At 57.2% G+C, this 16,139-nt stretch carries 13 protein-coding genes and 1 pseudogene; 5 read left to right on the forward strand and 9 right to left on the reverse strand.

The features are described from left to right. Positions 1–12: 12 nt before the first annotated feature. Complete coding sequence (locus AC1DIJ_RS24915; protein WP_112386816.1) at positions 13–519, reverse strand: hypothetical protein; 507 nt, start codon at positions 517–519, stop codon at positions 13–15. Between the two features lie 250 nt (positions 520–769). On the opposite strand from AC1DIJ_RS24915, the pseudogene AC1DIJ_RS24920 reads away from it, so the two are divergent. After that, positions 770–904: pseudogene (locus AC1DIJ_RS24920) on the forward strand (hypothetical protein); the annotation flags it as partial. A gap of 178 nt (positions 905–1,082) precedes the next feature. Here the strand turns inward: AC1DIJ_RS24920 and AC1DIJ_RS24925 are convergent. From AC1DIJ_RS24925 to AC1DIJ_RS24955, 7 genes are all read right to left on the reverse strand, one after another. Further along, positions 1,083–2,789: an adenylate/guanylate cyclase domain-containing protein gene (locus AC1DIJ_RS24925; protein ID WP_112386817.1), complete on the reverse strand. Its 1,707-nt coding sequence runs from the start codon at positions 2,787–2,789 to the stop codon at positions 1,083–1,085. Between the two features lie 225 nt (positions 2,790–3,014). Then, entirely contained in the window at positions 3,015–3,761 is a 747-nt protein-coding gene (locus tag AC1DIJ_RS24930) for a ribonuclease activity regulator RraA (protein WP_112386818.1), read from the reverse strand. Positions 3,762–3,784: 23 nt separating this feature from the next. Continuing rightward, positions 3,785–4,948, reverse strand: a complete 1,164-nt coding sequence (locus AC1DIJ_RS24935; RefSeq protein ID WP_112386819.1) for a mandelate racemase/muconate lactonizing enzyme family protein — start codon at positions 4,946–4,948, stop codon at positions 3,785–3,787. Positions 4,949–4,978: 30 nt separating this feature from the next. After that, positions 4,979–6,076: an ABC transporter ATP-binding protein gene (locus AC1DIJ_RS24940; RefSeq protein ID WP_112386820.1), complete on the reverse strand. Its 1,098-nt coding sequence runs from the start codon at positions 6,074–6,076 to the stop codon at positions 4,979–4,981. A 10-nt stretch (positions 6,077–6,086) separates the two neighbouring features. Then, a complete protein-coding gene (locus AC1DIJ_RS24945) occupies positions 6,087–6,977 on the reverse strand; it encodes a carbohydrate ABC transporter permease (protein ID WP_112386821.1) in 891 nt (296 codons plus the stop codon). Beyond that, positions 6,974–7,933 carry a carbohydrate ABC transporter permease gene (locus AC1DIJ_RS24950; protein ID WP_112386822.1) on the reverse strand — a complete coding sequence of 320 codons (960 nt, stop codon included), beginning with the start codon at positions 7,931–7,933 and terminating at the stop codon, positions 6,974–6,976. The genes AC1DIJ_RS24945 and AC1DIJ_RS24950 overlap by 4 nt, the downstream gene beginning before the upstream one ends. A gap of 75 nt (positions 7,934–8,008) precedes the next feature. Then, positions 8,009–9,487 (reverse strand): ABC transporter substrate-binding protein, encoded by a 1,479-nt coding sequence (locus AC1DIJ_RS24955; RefSeq protein ID WP_112386823.1) that lies wholly within the window; start codon positions 9,485–9,487, stop codon positions 8,009–8,011. 203 nt (positions 9,488–9,690) lie between these two features. On the opposite strand from AC1DIJ_RS24955, the gene AC1DIJ_RS24960 reads away from it, so the two are divergent. The 4 genes from AC1DIJ_RS24960 to AC1DIJ_RS24975 all read left to right on the forward strand — a co-directional run bounded on the left by AC1DIJ_RS24960 (position 9,691) and on the right by AC1DIJ_RS24975 (position 14,253). Further along, positions 9,691–10,401, forward strand: a complete 711-nt coding sequence (locus AC1DIJ_RS24960) for a GntR family transcriptional regulator (protein WP_112386891.1) — start codon at positions 9,691–9,693, stop codon at positions 10,399–10,401. 42 nt (positions 10,402–10,443) lie between these two features. After that, positions 10,444–11,610, forward strand: a complete 1,167-nt coding sequence (locus AC1DIJ_RS24965; RefSeq protein ID WP_477831655.1) for a mandelate racemase/muconate lactonizing enzyme family protein — start codon at positions 10,444–10,446, stop codon at positions 11,608–11,610. Between the two features lie 64 nt (positions 11,611–11,674). Then, positions 11,675–13,036, forward strand: coding sequence for a mandelate racemase/muconate lactonizing enzyme family protein (locus AC1DIJ_RS24970; RefSeq protein WP_112386825.1), 1,362 nt, complete (start codon positions 11,675–11,677; stop codon positions 13,034–13,036). Positions 13,037–13,053: 17 nt separating this feature from the next. Next, positions 13,054–14,253: a mandelate racemase/muconate lactonizing enzyme family protein gene (locus tag AC1DIJ_RS24975; protein ID WP_112386826.1), complete on the forward strand. Its 1,200-nt coding sequence runs from the start codon at positions 13,054–13,056 to the stop codon at positions 14,251–14,253. A gap of 694 nt (positions 14,254–14,947) precedes the next feature. Here AC1DIJ_RS24975 and AC1DIJ_RS24980 read toward each other — a convergent pair. Then, positions 14,948–16,132: a low temperature requirement protein A gene (locus tag AC1DIJ_RS24980; RefSeq protein ID WP_310300502.1), complete on the reverse strand. Its 1,185-nt coding sequence runs from the start codon at positions 16,130–16,132 to the stop codon at positions 14,948–14,950. Positions 16,133–16,139 lie beyond the last annotated feature (7 nt).

Consider the following 16,139-nt stretch of genomic DNA (forward strand, 5'->3'; position numbering starts at 1 on the left):
TTTTTGGAAGCTTCAGGGCTTCATCTCGTGCGACATATTGCCGAGCGGTCCGCCATGCGGGGGAGGTCCAGGCGGCGGGCGAAGGGCGTCGGTCTTGCCATCCTGATGAACAACGTAGCTCGCATGCAGGAACCCGTCGTCGAAGCGGCCTTGGACACTGATGGGTTCGCCGACAGCAACGAGCTTGCCGTCATCGCCGGCCGGACCGGTCTCGATCAAGGCCTTGCCGGTTTCGTCTTGAACGATGAACTTGTTACCGTAGATCTCCGTGACCTTGCCTTTGAGCGTCACCACGCCCCAATCGTCCTTGAGGCTGGAGATCGAGGTGGGTGTCAAGGGTGCAAGCTCGATGCCGGGCCGGGTGAATTTCATTGCCGCGGCACCGCCGGCCGCACCGATTGCAAGGACCGCAAAGGCCGCAATTCCAAAAGCCGCCAGATGCGTTGCCGGCCGGCGCGAGCCGCCCCTGCGGACCGGCCGCTCAGGCGAGGTGCCGGGAGCGTCGTTTTCCATGGACATGATGCTGTCTCCAGTTCGTTTTGACTGGAGGATGATAGGCGTGTCCGGATCGACGCAGGCTGAACGTCGCGGTTCAGTTTCAGTTAAGCAAACGCGCCCTAGTTCTCATGAAGACATCAGAGAAACTGGGTTCACGATGCGCATATTGCTGGTCGAAGACGACGGATGATGGGCCGGGCATCGACGCTGGCTTTGACCCCGGGGCGGTCTCACCTGGCGTGCGGCTGGATGAGACTTCCCCGGACACGGTTTCGGCCTTTCGATAGCACGGGAGCTTGTCGGGCTCTTCGGCGGACCGCTTCATCTCAAGCAGAGGGAAGGTGGGGGACTGGCAGCGACCGTTGAATTTCCGGCATCCTCTGGCCTGCTCAAGCCGTCACAGTGATGTGTTGCCGCAACGTTCTTGGGTGCGAACGGACCGGCGCTCAGGAAGTTCGCCGGACTTGTTCAATTCGAAACAGCGGACGGCCTCCGCGGACTCCGCAAGTATGCCGCCTGGGCACGTTAACTCGGTGTCCGTGGCGACAAGATCGCATTGTTAGTGGAGTTGCTCAACTCTTCTGTCATCCCTCCGGAAGGCCCGCCTTGCGGAAACCGTCGACAAAATGGTCTCCAACAGATGGATCACGCAGCGGTTGGGAACTGAGCCAATGGTTGATCGTGAAATGGGGGTGGGCGATCAAGAACAGCTCTGCCTCGCGACGAGCCTCTTCTAGGTCGTCCAATTGTGCAAGCGAGGCAGCAAGAAATTTACGTGAGTTGGTTCGGTAGGTTTCATCCCGGCGGAGAGTGGCCTTCGCCCCGTCATAATTGCGGGTAGCGTATTGGGCCTGTCCAAGATGACAAAGATACCAGCAGGGTGGATGCGGATTGAGCCGCAGCGCCTTCTCGATCTGTGCCAGTCCGTCGGCGACCCTGCCGTCGAGAACTGACATGTCCGACATCGCAGCCCAGGTATCAGCATGGTTGGGATCCAGCTCCAAGGCCTTGGCGAAGGCCGCCTCTGATTCCTCCCATCGCCGCTCGTAAGCTAAAATGGTCCCCAGAACATAACGGCACCCGGCATCGTTTGGATCGAGGCTGACTGCTCTCTGCGCGAACGTCGTCGCTGTCCGGCGATTGAGATCTTCCGGTTCTCCAAAATGAGACCAGGCGAGCCACCGATTATAGGCGAGCAGCCCAAGCGCCTCGGCATATGATGGCTCAAGCTCAACAGCACGTTGGAGCAGCATATAGGCCTCGCGCGCGGTATGCGGCGACTCTTCCGTCAAGCGCCGAGCGCGGACACAAAGATCGTACGCCTCAAAGTGCTTCGGCCGATTACGTTGTATCGGCACAGCCAGCCGTCCGACAAGCGCCTCAACAATCTTGGCATTAACTTCGTCCTGTAGCTCGAAGACATCTTCCATCGTTCTGTCAAAGCGATCAGCCCACAGGTGCTGGCCGGCACGGGCATCGAACAGCTGCGCATTGATGCGAACACGGCCCGCTGAGCGTCTCGCGCTCCCTTCCAGGACAAAGCGGACACCGAGGTCCTGGGCCACCACCCGCACGTCGATCTGCTTGCCCTTGTACGCGAACACCGAGCTGCGCGCGATGACGAACAGTCCAGGCCTTCGAGAGAGGTCGGTGATCAGATCCTCTGTCAAGCCGTCGACAAAATAGCCGTCCGCTTCATCCCCGGTTATATTGGTGAAAGGCAACACCGCGATCGAGGGGCCATCGGGCAGCGGGAATATGCTTTGCAACTGATCTGGCCAGTGCCAGACGTGGACCGGGCGGATAAGGTTCTTCAGGTGGCATTGGCCTGCGTCGAAGAACCGCTCGTCGATACTGCCGGCGATCTCGCCATGAACGTCCGCTGAAATGCAAATGCCGCCCGGTGCGGCCGCCGTTTGAAGGCGCGCCGCGACATTTACCCCGTCGCCAAGCAGATCTGAACCGTCGTCGATGACATCCCCCAGGTTCACGCCTATCCGCAAGAGGAGGCGCCGGTCTCCGAGATCCTCAACAGCAAGGGTGGCTCGTTGAATTTCCAACGCTGCTTTGACCGCATCCATTGCGCTACCGAACTCGATCAGGAATCCGTCGCCCAGAACCTTGAAGATGCGACCTTTGTGGCGCGTCGCAGCAGGCTCGATAATTCCAAAGCGCAGCTCCCTGACGTTTGCCAAGGTTGCGGCTTCATTGGCTTCCATAAGGCCCGAATATCCTACCACGTCAGCAACGACAATGGCAGCAAGGCGGCGTTGAAGAGATTGATCTGTCATATGAGGACAAGCCTAACGACCTGCCTCGTAAGGTACTGTTCACCCGCAGATCAGTCAACAAGCCGAAAAATACGATCGTTTCGCAGACCAGCGAATAGAGATCTGCGCCTTTGGAGGTCTCGGTTCACCAGGCTAGACATCGAGTTATAAAAAAAGCCCATATCTCGTTTCTTGGAGATCGCACAGGTATCACACAGATCATTGGATACCCGTCCCGCCCATCGCCTACCTTCTTCCAGGCGGATTGGTCCTGCTCCATTCCTCGTATTCACTGCGGGCATCGTCGTGCAGTGGATAATAGCGTTGCAGAGATCCGCCCTGCATGAGTTTCATCCGCGAAAATTCTTCCCAGTCGTGATGCGTTTGCGATTCTTCGATAACCTTGCGGGCCATCGCGACGGGAAGCACCACCACGCCGTCATCATCAGCCACGATGATGTCACCTGGAATTACCGTGACACCGCCACAGGCAATCGGAACATTGACAGCGTTAGGGTAGATGCTCGTCTGGACGTGATAATTTGGCGTCCAGCCGCGAAGCCACAGGGAAAGATCTAGCTTTTCGACATTGGGCCTGTCTCTCATGCATCCGTCGATGACGATGCCAGCACCGCCGCGGCCTTTGAAATAGGTCGACATCATGTCGCCGAAGACGCCGGAGCTCATGTCGCCACGTGCATCGACGACGACGACATCGCCTTCCTGGACGTGGTAGAGGACGTGGCGATGCAGCTGCGTTTCAGGATCAGCATACTCTCCTTCGCTAAAGAGATCCGGCCGCTGGGGCATGAACTGGAGCGTCAGTGCCGGTCCGACGATCGACTTGCCTCGCCTCTGTGAAGTGGGACCGACCATGTGCGGATAGCGAAACCCCATATGCCCGAGTGTGCCGGCAATCGTCGCCGCGCCAATCTCCTTTAATGCATCGATCAATTCCTTGGGCGGTCGCGTAATGTCGGGCGTCTGCGTCATGACAAGCTCCAATGTTGAGTGGATTACCAGTTGGTGACGGAACCATCACGGCGCCTGAGGTGAGGGGCTTCCCAGAAGCGGAAGCTTTGTGCCGCAATTGCATCCTCGTTTACCTCAACGCCGAGCCCAGGCAGGGCGTTGACCGGGTAGTCGGTCCCGTCGAGCCTCGGCTGCACGGGAAAGAAGTCAGAGTTATCAAAGCCAAGTTTCGTCTCAGGAGCTCTGGTCTCCAACCAAGCAAAGTTGGCTACAGCAGCCGCAAAATGGATCGTCGCGGCCGTGCATACAGGACCAAGCGGATTGTGCGGCATCAGATCGACATAATGCGCCTCACTCCAACCGGCGACCTTCATAGCTTCGGTAAGGCCGCCGACATTGCAGACGTCGATCCGGTTGAACTGGTGAAGATCTTGCTCGATGAAGGGTAGAAACTGCCATTTGCTGGCGAACTCTTCCCCTATGGCAAATGGAATGTTGGTCATCTTGCGTAAGGATTCATATGCGCTTGGGGTCTCATCCCTGATTGGCTCCTCAAGAAAATCCAGTACGCCACTCCCGAGCTTGCTGCAGAAGCTTGCAGCTTCCGCAACCGATAGCCGGTGATGATAGTCGATGCCGAGGACGACGTTGTCGCCCAGAACCTCGCGGGCCTTGTTCAGCACCGCCGCAGTCGCGCCAATCGACTCTCGTGGTTCGAAGACCTCGCGGTTGCTTTGTCCGGCCGGAAAGAAGCGGATCGCCTGCCAACCCTGTTCGCGCAGCTCGCTCGCACGGTCAATCGCAGCATCGCCCTCCGCCTCATCGCCGGTAGAGGCAAAGGTCGGTATGCGCTCGCGCTGTTTGCCACCCAGAAGGTCGTAGACCGGTACGCCCAGCGCCTTACCCTTGATGTCATGGAGGGCAATATCGATCGCGGAAATCGCTGCCTGCAAAACGCGCCCGCCTTCGAAATACTGGCTGCGATAAAGCTCTTGCCATATCCGCCCTATCTGCATCGGATCGCGGCCGATCAGGAATTCGCGATAATGTTCGATTGCGCCCGCAACTGCTTGCTCTCGTCCGCTTAAGCCGCTCTCGCCCCACCCGAAGATCCCGCAATCTGTTTCGACTTTGACCAGCATCTGATTGCGGATGCCGACCCAGATCGGATATGGCTTGATCGCCGTGATTTTAAGTTTCGTCGTCATCGACGCCTCGTGTTGCGCATGCGCGTCATCTCAATCTGCCTTGAGAGCCATTTCTGTTTCGCCGTCGAACAAGTGGATCCGCTCCTGATCGAACTCTAGCCAGATCGGTTCATCTGGAGCGACGACAACGGCTGGCGGCACGCTGATATTGACGATAGCGCCGGACAGGAAGGCCTGTACGAAAGTGACGTCTCCTGTCGGTTCAACCGTGTAGGCTTTGGCGGGGACAGTTCCTGGGGTCGCAGTCTTATGCAGTTTGATGGTCGAATGACGCGCACCGAGCACGACCTTCTTGGATGCCGCTTTGGCGACCTTCCTGGCATTCTCCGGCGAAAGTTCCAGTCGCCAACCTTCCGCGCTGGTCAAGACCGTATTGCCTCCTGCGGTGGATGCTTCCAGCGGAACGAGGCTCATCGCCGGACTGCCGACGAAGCTTGCCACGAACATGTTCACGGGATTGGCAAAGACTTGTGCCGGCGTATCGTATTGCTGCAGATAGCCACCGTTCATCACCGCCATTCGGTCGGCCATCGTGACCGCTTCAAGCTGATCGTGCGTCACGTAGATGATTGTGGCTTTCAGATCTTGGTGAAAACGCTTGATCTCCGAACGCATCTGCACGCGGAGCTTGGCGTCGAGATTGGAGAGCGGCTCGTCCATCAGGAACACGGCCGGATCGCGTACGAGGGCGCGGCCGAGCGCCACGCGCTGCTGTTGGCCGCCCGAAAGCTCCCGCGGCTTGCGCTCCAGCAACTGCGTCATGTCCAGGACGCGTGCAGCTTCCCTGACTTTCCTGTCGATCTCGTCCTTTGGCAGTTTGCGCATCTGCAGCGGGAAGGCCAGGTTTTTATAGACCGACTTCTGAGGATAGAGAGCGTAGTTCTGGAACACCATCGCGATGTCCCTGTCCTTGGGGTCGAGATCATTGACCACCCGGTCGCCGATGACAATATCGCCAGACGTCACAGACGTCAGCCCCGCCACCAAGTTGAGCGTTGTCGTCTTGCCGCAGCCTGACGGGCCGACGAGTGCCACGAACTCGCCGTCGTTAACAGTCAGCGTGACGCTCTTCACAGCATTGAAGCTGCCATAATTCTTGATCAGATCTTTGAGGACCACATGGGCCACGAGCAACTCCCTAATGCTTGACTGCGCCTTCGGTGAGGGCGCGTACGAAGTATCGTTGCAGAAGCAGAAACAGGACGACGACCGGTACGCTCATGATGAAGCTGGCCGCCATGAGACCGGGAAAGTCGGTGGTGTTCTCTGAGAAGAAACGCTGGATGCCAACGGGTAGGGTCAACTGTTCATTCTTCGACAGGAACGTGTAGGCATAAATGTATTCGTTCCATGCGCCGATAAACGAATAGATCGCTGTAGCGATGATCCCAGGCGTTGAGAGTGGCACGACAATCAGCACGAAGGCCTGGAAACGGGTCGCCCCGTCAATGCGTGCGGCCTGCTCCAGTTGGATGGGAATATTGTCGTAGAAGCCTTTGAGGAGCCAGATTGCGAGCGGCAAGCCAAATGTAAGGTAGGTCAGGACGAGGGACCCATGGGTGTTCACCAGCCCTAATGCGCGCATGAGAATAAACAGCGGCACGAGGAAGATGACTGCCGGGAACATATTGCGAAGCAAGACAGCGAAAAACAGGAAGTTCCGTCCCGGGAAGGTGAAGCGGGAAAACGCGTAGGCAGCCGGTACCGCCACGACAACCGACATTATTGTAGTCGCCGTGGACACGAAAAGGCTATTCCAAAAGAAACGCAGGAAGTCTTGGCCGACGCTGTTTTGGGGATCAAGCAGCTTTTGGTAGCTGGCAAGAGTGGGTTGGTCCGGCCACCATTGGGGCGGGAACTGCATTGCGGCAAAACCAGATTTGATTGATGTCAGCAGCATCCAGACCATCGGCAAAGCTGTGTAGAGCAGCATGAAGAGCAGGAACACCCGGCCGCCCCACCGCCATCCGTCGATGGTTGTGCGGCCGCGTGCCTGCCTGGTCTGCGCGGTCCCGGGAATTGTGCTCATTCGCTTCCTTCCTTTTGCCCATTGGCGCTTAGCGCGCGAACATAGAAGTAGCCGAAAGACATCAGGATCAAGAACAGCAGGACCGAGTAGGCCGATGCCACACCCCACCGCTGGCGTCCGAACGCGAGTTCATAGATATGCGTGATCCAGATGTGCGATGCGTTCGATGGTCCCCCGCCCGTCATGATCCATGGGATGATGAAGGAATTGAAGTTGGCCACCGCCAAGAGCAGGATCGTTACCGTGGAGACATTTCTGACATGCGGGAAGGTGACGTGCCAGAACCGCTGCCAGGCATTGGCGCCGTCAACTTTCGCCGCACGCAGCAGTTGATCGGGCACTGTTTGTAGGCCAGCCATCATCATGATCATGGCAAACGGGAACTCTCTCCAGATGTTGACGACGATAAGCGAGGGCAGCACCGTATCGACACTGTCGATGAAATTCGGTGGCCGGTCGGCAAGGCCTACGCCGACCAATACCGCGCCGATCACACCAAAGTCCGAATGGTAGATCCACTTCCAGATGTAGGATGCGGCGACTGCACTGATAACCCAGGGGATGATCAGGATGGCTCGCAGGATTGCACGGCCGGCGAAGTCACGATGGAGCGCCAAAGCACAGGCGAACCCAAGAACGAAGGAGATGAAAGTTGACCCGAGGGTCCAGATGAGGGTGTTTTTGGTCACAGTCCAAAACACCGAACTTTTAAGGATGGCAGTGTAGTTGTCGAGGCCGACGAAAATCTTGTCTTTGAGCTGTAGGCCGGGCGGCGTGTTAAAGAAAGACAGCTCGATCGTATAGTAGATCGGGTATGCTATCACGATGAGCATCACTGCGATCGACGGCAGAACGTATGCGTAGTCAGCACGATGGTCCCAGATCTTTCGCAACAAACCGGGCCTGTATTGTTCAAGCGGCCGGGAAACGTCTGCCTTTCCAGTCAAGATCGCCACTACGCTAGGCCCTCATCCTTTGAGACAAAGCCGGCTGCGGGTTTCTCAGCAGCCGGTTAGATCGTCGGATCTGGGCTAGAGCCCACCGTCCATTATTTCTTTAACTTTCTTGGCGGCATCGTCGGCTGCCTGGTCGACCGTCATCGCACCAGTCAAAGCGTTCTGCAGCATGTCCGGTACGATGATGTTCATGATCTCGGGAGACTGCGGTAGTGCGGGGAACGGAATGCCAAACGGCAGCATCGATGTGGTGACGTCAAGGAATTTGATCTTGTCCAGACGGTCCTTCATCCACTTGGTCTTGAAGCCGTTGAGGTTGCCTGGGTTCGAGCCGACATAGGCCAACTTCAAGGACCATTCAGGGCTGGACCACATGCAGACGATAGCCTTCGCGGCTGGTTCGTCCACCTTGCCTCCTTCCACGTATTCGGGTTTGAGGATATGAATGTTTGAACCGCCAAAGACAACGGCACGCTTGCCGTCGGGGCCGGTCGGAATGAGTCCGTAACGCATATTGTCGATGACCGTCTGCGCCTTCTCCTTATCCGTAGCGGTCGCCTTCTTTTGCAGATCCAGCATGACGTCGTAGTCAGACGGATGAGAAACCATCATACCAAGCTGGCCAGCCAGGAAAAGCGGCTGATTGTCTGCCTGCTGGTTTGTAAGAGCTGAGACAGGTACGGATTTGTCACGAACATACATGTCATAGGAAGCCTGCAATGCGGCCTTGCTTTGAGGGCTGGCAAGTTCAACCTCTTTGTAGGTCGGATCCTTGGATGCCTCGTCAAAGACACCTCCGCCATAGGCCCAAAGCTGCGGCATAAAGCGGTAAGGCGTATTGCCGGCGTTCTTGCGAGCCACGAGGCCGTAGCCCGAGATTCCAAGCTTGTCGTGGATCTGCTTGGAATACTTGACAACATCGTCCCAGGTTGCTGGAGCCTTGTCGGGGTCGAGGCCAGCTCTTTTGAATATGTCGGCATTCCAGATGAAGGCCATCGTTTCGTTATTGGTCGGAATGCCGTAGGGCACACCGTCCCAGCTGACGGCCTTCATGGCGCCAGGCCAGAAATCATCCGTTGAATAACCAACATCCTCTGGCTTCAGAGGCTGAAGATAGCCCTTGGCAGCAAACTCGACGCCTCCCAGGATCTGCAGGCGAACCGCCATCGGAGCGGCATTGCCGAGCAGTGCGGTGCGGAATTTATCGAGCAGGTCGTTGTAAGTCAGCCCCTGTTCCTCGAGCTGAATATTCGGGTAGGTCTTGCGGAAGGTCGCAAAGAAATCCTTGTAATATTGCCGCAGCGAGTCTGGATCGCCTTCGAAGATACCCTGGTACCAGAACGTCAGACGTCCTTTGTAGTCCAGGGGCGTAACCTTGCTGCAATCGGCCGCGGTATCGAAGTCCTGTGTGCCAGCAATAGAACGAACGTAGTCCGGTGACCACTTGCTCAGGTCCACCGACGCGCCAAAAGCGGAAGTAGACAGCATAGACACCAGCATAGCAGTCGAGACGGTGCTGCGCAGGACGGCACCTCCGAGTGAAATCCTCGTCATAGGTATCCTCCAGGTTCTCCCAAGCCGCTCTGCTCAGGGCAGGCGGTCCACGCTCGTGGGACTGACCTCCTCAAGCCAGTGTATCCCATGACGCAGATTATACGTTTTCAGATCAAGGAATGTATGTCAATCGACAAAATCGTACATTGTTTGGCTGAGATTTGCATGATAATTGGGAAAATACAGTATTCATGGGGAACATTTTGACCGAGACGACTGAGTTCAGAGCCATGCCACCCGAAGGCATCGACGCAGATGGCGCATCGAGCGAGGGAGCCACCCTCTACAAACTGATCAGAGATGACATCATCGAGGGTCGGCTTGCAGCAAACGAGCGGCTGGTTGCGACCGATCTCGCCCGACGCCACGGCACATCGACCAATCCGGTTCGCGAGGCCTTGCAGCTGTTGCGTGGCGAAGGTTTCGTTACCTTCGTGCCAAACCGCGGTGCGCGTGTGCGGCCTATCGATCAGGACTTCGTTCGGGATGTCTACGAGATTGGCGTGTTGATCGAGCCGGCACTGACGCGATGGTTCGTCACCATGGCGACCGTGGAAGACATCGCAGAACTCGAGCGCATTCAGGATTTGATCGAGCAGAACAACTTCAGCGACCCATTCAAGCATAGTGAGCTGGATACCGCTTTCCACACGGTGATGTATCAGAAACACTATAACCGTCACGCCGCCGAGCTTTGGTGGAAGCATCGTGAAGTTCTGAGGGCGGTCGGCCGGCGTTTCAACTTCACGCTCGCCCGGCGCGCAGCCATCCTCAGCGAACACCGTGAACTTATTGCGCTCGTGAAGGCCGGAAATGCTGATGCGGCAGCCGAACTCATTGCGCGCCACGTCGAGGGTTCGGGCCGACATCTCCTGGAACATATGAGGGCACGTAGCGCGGCCCGCGCGGGATAGGACAAGCCGGCAAACATCTGCTCAGTTCAAAAGGTAGCCCAGATGAAAATCACAAGCGTACGGCCGTGGCTCATCAAGTCCGATGCGTCTTACTGGGGAGAATTCCTTTTCGTGGAGGTAACGACAGACGAGGGGGTGAGTGGCTGGGGCGAAATAACAACCACGACGAAGCTCGCCAATCGCGCGCTCTGCACAATCCTTCGCCAGATCGGTCAGGCTCTCAGAGGCGAAGATCCCGCCCGTATCGAATATCTGTGGCACAAAATATTCCGCAGCTTCACATACATGGGCAGCAGGGGTGCTGCGGTCGAATGCGTAAGCGCCATCGACATCGCTCTGTGGGATATCCGCGGCAAGGTCCTCGGCAAGCCGATCTACGAGTTACTTGGCGGGCCTGTGCGCGACGAGATCGCCCTCTATACCCATCCCAACCAGGCGAAATTCACCAGCAAAGAGGCTGTCATCCGCGAAATTCGGGATATTGTCGATTCCGGCCACACAGGACTGAAGTTCGATCCGTTCCCTCATCAAGGCCGCGGTGCCGATGGAATCGCGCGTGAACAGCGGGACGGTTATCTCGACGGCAGCATGACCCGCAGGGACGAACGCGAAGCCGCCGAGCTGACGGAACTGATCCGCGAGACAGCAGGCCCGGACGTCGACATTCTCATTGACGCCCACGGCCGGTTCGATGTCCCAACCGCCATCCGTCTTTGCCGCAGCCTTGAAGAAGCAGGCCAGATCGACTGGTTCGAAGAGCCTTGCCCACCCGAGAGTCTAAACGCGCTCAAACAGGTCCGGGAAAAGGTAAATGCTGCAATTTCATGGGGGGAACGTGGTCATACCAAGTGGGACTTCGTTCCCATGCTCGAAAACAAGCTCGCCGACTACATCATGCCGGATGTCACCTGGACCGGCGGCATTACCGAGCTCAAAAAGATCTCGGCGCTGTGCGAGGCCTATTATATCCCGGTCTCCCCGCATGACGCCGCCGGCCCGATCAACGTGGTTGCGGGCGCGCAGGTGATGATGACCGTCCCGAACTTCTACAAGCTTGAGACGTCGGAATGGAACCTCGGCAAATATGATCACCTTATCGACCGGCCGCTGGATGTCTCGAACGGCAATCTCAGGCTTGCCCAAAAGCCGGGCCTCGGCGTCGAGATGAACCGCGACTACCTTCAAGACCACGAGATTGAATTGGACTGACCGACGTTTTCGGCTGTGTCGGCCGTGCGGCGACAAGCCCTATCGACTAGCGAGGAATCAAATCATGCGAGAGGTAGATGGAGCGGAAGAAGCGCTCAATCGGATAAACTTGAATTCAAAACCGTCCGAACTTCGCATCACGGATATGCGGGTCGCCGAGATCAACGGTGCCCCGTTCACCTCTGCGCTTCTCAAGATCTATACGAACCAGGGAATTGTCGGGTTCGGCGAGGTTAGAGACGGGGCTAGCGCGACCTACGCTCTTATGCTGAAAAGCCGCTTGCTGGGGGAGAACCCCTGCGACATCGATCGCCTGTTCCGGCGTATCAAGCAGTTTGGTGGACACGGGCGCCAGGGCGGTGGCGTGTCGGCGGTTGAAATTGCTTTGTGGGATCTTGCCGGCAAGGCCTATGGCGTTCCGGTCTACCAGATGCTTGGCGGACGATTTCGCGAGCAGGTGCGCGTCTATTGCGATACCGACGCCACCGTGCCGAGCGGCACGGAGACCGGAAAGCGCCTGAAGCAGCGCATGGAACTCGGTTTCACGTTCCTGAAGATGGATCTCGGGCTGATGCAGATTGCTGATGTGCCAGGAGCTGTCGTGTTTCCCGCAGGATCGCTCGAGGGATACCGCAAAAGCCCGGTGCGTGGGCCGCTGAAAACCATGGATGAGCGCCGTCTGCGCAATGCCGCCTACGATCTGCACAACGTTCAGCACCCGTTCACCGGCCTCCACTTTACAGACAAGGGCCTTGACCTGCTTGAGAAGTACATCGCCGAAGTTCGTGAAGTCATCGGCATGAATATCCCGCTGGCAATCGACCATATTGGCCATATTTCGATGCAGAACGGCATTCGCCTCGCCAGGCGGATCGAGAAATATGTCCCGGCCTGGCTCGAAGACGTGATCCCCTGGCAATATGCGCAGCAATATCGTCAGCTGCAGGATTCGACCACCGTCCCGATCTGTACCGGCGAGGACATCTACCTGAAGGAGGGGTTCAAGCCGCTTCTCGACGGCGGCGGCGTCTCCGTTATCCATCCGGATCTGCTGACCAGTGGGGGGATACTGGAAACCAAGAAAATCGGCGACATGGCACAGGAATACGGTGTCGCGATGGCAATCCACATGGCGGAGAGCCCCATCGCCGCGATGGCGGCTGCCCATGTTGCGACCGCGACCGAGAATTTCATGGCGCTCGAATATCATTCGGCCGATGTCGACTGGTGGGACGACATCGTCACCGGCCTCCCAAAGCCTCTCGTCAAAGATGGCTTCATCACCGTACTGGACAAGCCGGGCCTGGGGATAGACGACGTCGTCGATGAAGTCATCTCACGTCATCTGCAGCCGGGCGTTGCCGGGATTTGGGAGCCTACCGACCGCTGGGACAACGAGTATTCCTGGGATCGTACCTGGAGCTGAAGCGAGGAGGAACGAAGATGAAGATCACCGATCTGCGCTGCGCCGTTATCGGCAAACATCCTATCGTCCGTGTCGTGACGGATGAGGGCCTCTATGGGCTTGGCGAAGTCGAATTCACGAAGTCCTACCTAAAACCGTTTGTGCTGCATTTCCGCGATGCGCTGATTGGCGAAGACCCGACCGACGTCGAAAGAGTGATGCTGAAAATCCGCCAACGCGGGTCTTTCAAGCCATATGGGGCTGCGGTCAGCGCAATAGAGCATGCGTTGTGGGATATTGCCGGCAAGGCGGCGAGCGTCCCCGTTTACAAGCTGCTCGGTGGCAAGGTACGCGACAAGGTGCGCGTCTACAATGGCTCTATCCGCCAGAAGCGCACCGGCGATCGGCCGGAGGATTACGCTGCCGACGTCAAATGGATGATGGAGCAGCCGCAGAACTTCTTTATGGTGAAGCAAGGGATCTCGTTCCATTCGAATATGAAAGACAGCATCGAGGGCTTCCACTACGGCGTAACGCAGAAGAAGGCTGGCTATCACGGCGCAATGGATCAGGGCGTAATCAGCGAGCGCGGCTTCAACCACATGCTCGACTGCGTGATCGCGATGAAGGAGGTGCTGGGCGATAAGGTCAGTCTAGCGCTCGACTGCGGGCCGGGCTGGATGCTGCCGGATGCGATTAAGTTCGCGCGAGCGGTGGAGAAGTACAATTTGATGTGGCTCGAGGATATGTTGACCGGGGACTATGTTCCCTGGGTCAATCCCCAGGCCTATCGCGAACTGACCACCTCCACCTCGACACCGATCCATACCGGTGAGCAAATTTACCTGCGGCACAATTTCAAGGAATTGATCGAGACGCAGGCAGTGCGCGTCATCGGGCCGGATCCAGCTGACATTGGCGGCATTGCCGAACTCAAATGGGTTGCCGAGCATGCGTACATGCACTCGATCCTGATGGCGCCGCATGGCACTGCCAACGGCCTTTTGGGCCTAGGAGCGCTGATCAATGTCTGCGCCACCTTGCCGGCAAATTATGTCGCATTCGAATATCCAAGCGCCTCCGACGCCTGGTGGGAGGATCTGGTCATTGGCCTGCCGCCGAAGATCGTAAAGGACAGCATGGTGGACGTGTTAGAGGCTCCGGGCCTGGGCGTCGATATAGATGCTGAGCGTGCTAAGAAATATCTTATGGAAGAGGATGCGGATTTTTTCGCCTGAACGTCCTCGCCTGACGTGGAAGCTCCTTTCGTAGCAAAGAGATCGCCATCGCGGAGAACTTCAAACGAAGTGCGGGCGCAAGTTGGCGTCCACGCCATTGACTGCGATCGACCCGTGCGAAGGTTGGACATCGCACGTGCTGGGCCGATAACCAAGTCTTTTCAGCAGCGCGTTTTGATCGATGATCTCCGCGTTCAGCTCTGGCTGTCCTTGAGTGCCCGACTTGCTGTGGTCCCCGATATGTCTTGCGAGAGCGCGTAAGGTCGCTCTAGGCTGCTGTTGCATCATTTGTTGATTTTGCTGCCCACGTCTGATGGTCAAAGTGTCAATTCAAACCTGGAAAGCCAAAAACGCAATCAAACAACTGTCACAAGCCGCACTATAGTGCGCTATTTCGTGCCCTGAAGGGCGACTTAAAGGCCTGCAGAAGATGACCTTAGCTTGCGGGACATACAGTTAGTTCTGAGCGCAGAACCACTTTTGCGGGATTTAAAATGCAAGGTTGAACAAGATCCTGCCCCATTGCAAGGTGCCGCAATTTCATCGCGCCATTGTGGCAGCCATTGCCCTACCGACGCTCGGGAGCCTGCCCACCGGAAGTCACCAAGCCCGCGGACAAGCGATCGCGGCTTCCGCTCTAACGCCACGGATCTCTTTGCTCATCGCACGGGTGTTGCGCAGCGCGAGGCGGTTTTTATGCCGATTGCGCAGATGGCCGGCGAAGCGCAGCATACTCCCAAGCGCCTGTGGCGAGCAGTGCCGCCGTGGCGGCGATGTTCATACCGTAGAGCGGCAGCAGCGGCGTAGCGATTGCGATTGCCAGAAGTCCAACGAGGCCTGCGGCATGCGAAAACGGTATCCGCTCCGCCGCGGCCAGTTTTAGCCAAATGTTTCCACATAGGAACAGGAATGGCCCCCCGGCGATTGCTGCAGTGGCCCTCAGGTCAGCTTGCTCGTGAGGGTGCGAGAGCGCAAAGTCTTCGCCAACCGCTGTCAATATGATGCCGGCGACGATCGGCAGATGACCGTAGGTGAAAAGATTGTGCGCCACAGCTTCCGGCTTGGATGTCACCTCGGCCTTTTCCGCGGCCTCTTCTTGGCCCTGGTGAAAATAAATCCACCACATGGCGACTGTGGTTAGAAAGGCCCCACAAAATACCAAAAAAGTTAAATCTGTGCCCATGTGTTCGGCAGCGTTACGCCCGGTTGTCAAAATGGTCTCGCCGAGGCAGATGATGACGAACAAAGCGCAGCGCTCAGCAAGGTGCTCACCGTTCAGGTGCAGCGTTTCCTTTTCGGATCCTCCCAGGCCTGGAAAGCGAAACCGCAACAATGGCGCACTATATTCCAGCCCCAGAGCAATGCTCCAGATGGACAGCCGCCATTCGAATGAAGCCAGCCCGCCTCCGATCCAGAGCGTTCCGGCAGCGCATGCCCAAACGGTGATGCGAAGGAAGGTGGAAGCCGACTTGGGATCATGACGGCGAAATGCGAACCATGCAAAAAGTGACCTTCCGATCTGCATGCCAACGTAAATGACGGCAAATGGCAGAGGATGGTCACCGAAAGCTTCAGGAAGGGCGATAGCCAAGAGAATACCCGCAAACATGAGCGCGAACAAAAGTAAGCGGACAGGCTCGCTGTCGGTATTTAGAAGGTTTGTGACCCAGGTCGTATTGATCCAAAGCCACCAGATCGCCAGGATGAGCAGTAGGGCTTCTCCTGCGGTCGCTGAGGTGAAATCCTCCGCAAGAGTGTGGGACAACTGGATCAGCCCGAATACAAAGACGAGATCGAAAAACAGCTCTGGGAAGCTTGCTTTCGACTTTTCCGCGTCCTTGTCACGGAGCCAGGCCCGGCCAGATTTTCTCGCCTTCATTGAGATG

Source organism: Rhizobium sp. 10N427, assembly GCF_056394605.1.

What these genes read in the sequence shown, in the direction of transcription:
- AC1DIJ_RS24930 (WP_112386818.1), bottom strand. Translation starts at nt 3,761, where the DNA reads ATGACGCAGACGCCCGACATTACGCGACCGCCCAAGGAATTGATCGAT.
- AC1DIJ_RS24970 (WP_112386825.1), top strand. Translation starts at nt 11,675, where the DNA reads ATGCGAGAGGTAGATGGAGCGGAAGAAGCGCTCAATCGGATAAACTTG.
- AC1DIJ_RS24965 (WP_477831655.1), top strand. Translation starts at nt 10,444, where the DNA reads ATGAAAATCACAAGCGTACGGCCGTGGCTCATCAAGTCCGATGCGTCT.
- AC1DIJ_RS24935 (WP_112386819.1), bottom strand. Translation starts at nt 4,948, where the DNA reads ATGACGACGAAACTTAAAATCACGGCGATCAAGCCATATCCGATCTGG.
- AC1DIJ_RS24945 (WP_112386821.1), bottom strand. Translation starts at nt 6,977, where the DNA reads ATGAGCACAATTCCCGGGACCGCGCAGACCAGGCAGGCACGCGGCCGC.
- AC1DIJ_RS24925 (WP_112386817.1), bottom strand. Translation starts at nt 2,789, where the DNA reads ATGACAGATCAATCTCTTCAACGCCGCCTTGCTGCCATTGTCGTTGCT.
- AC1DIJ_RS24955 (WP_112386823.1), bottom strand. Translation starts at nt 9,487, where the DNA reads ATGACGAGGATTTCACTCGGAGGTGCCGTCCTGCGCAGCACCGTCTCG.
- AC1DIJ_RS24980 (WP_310300502.1), bottom strand. Translation starts at nt 16,132, where the DNA reads ATGAAGGCGAGAAAATCTGGCCGGGCCTGGCTCCGTGACAAGGACGCG.
- AC1DIJ_RS24975 (WP_112386826.1), top strand. Translation starts at nt 13,054, where the DNA reads ATGAAGATCACCGATCTGCGCTGCGCCGTTATCGGCAAACATCCTATC.
- AC1DIJ_RS24915 (WP_112386816.1), bottom strand. Translation starts at nt 519, where the DNA reads ATGTCCATGGAAAACGACGCTCCCGGCACCTCGCCTGAGCGGCCGGTC.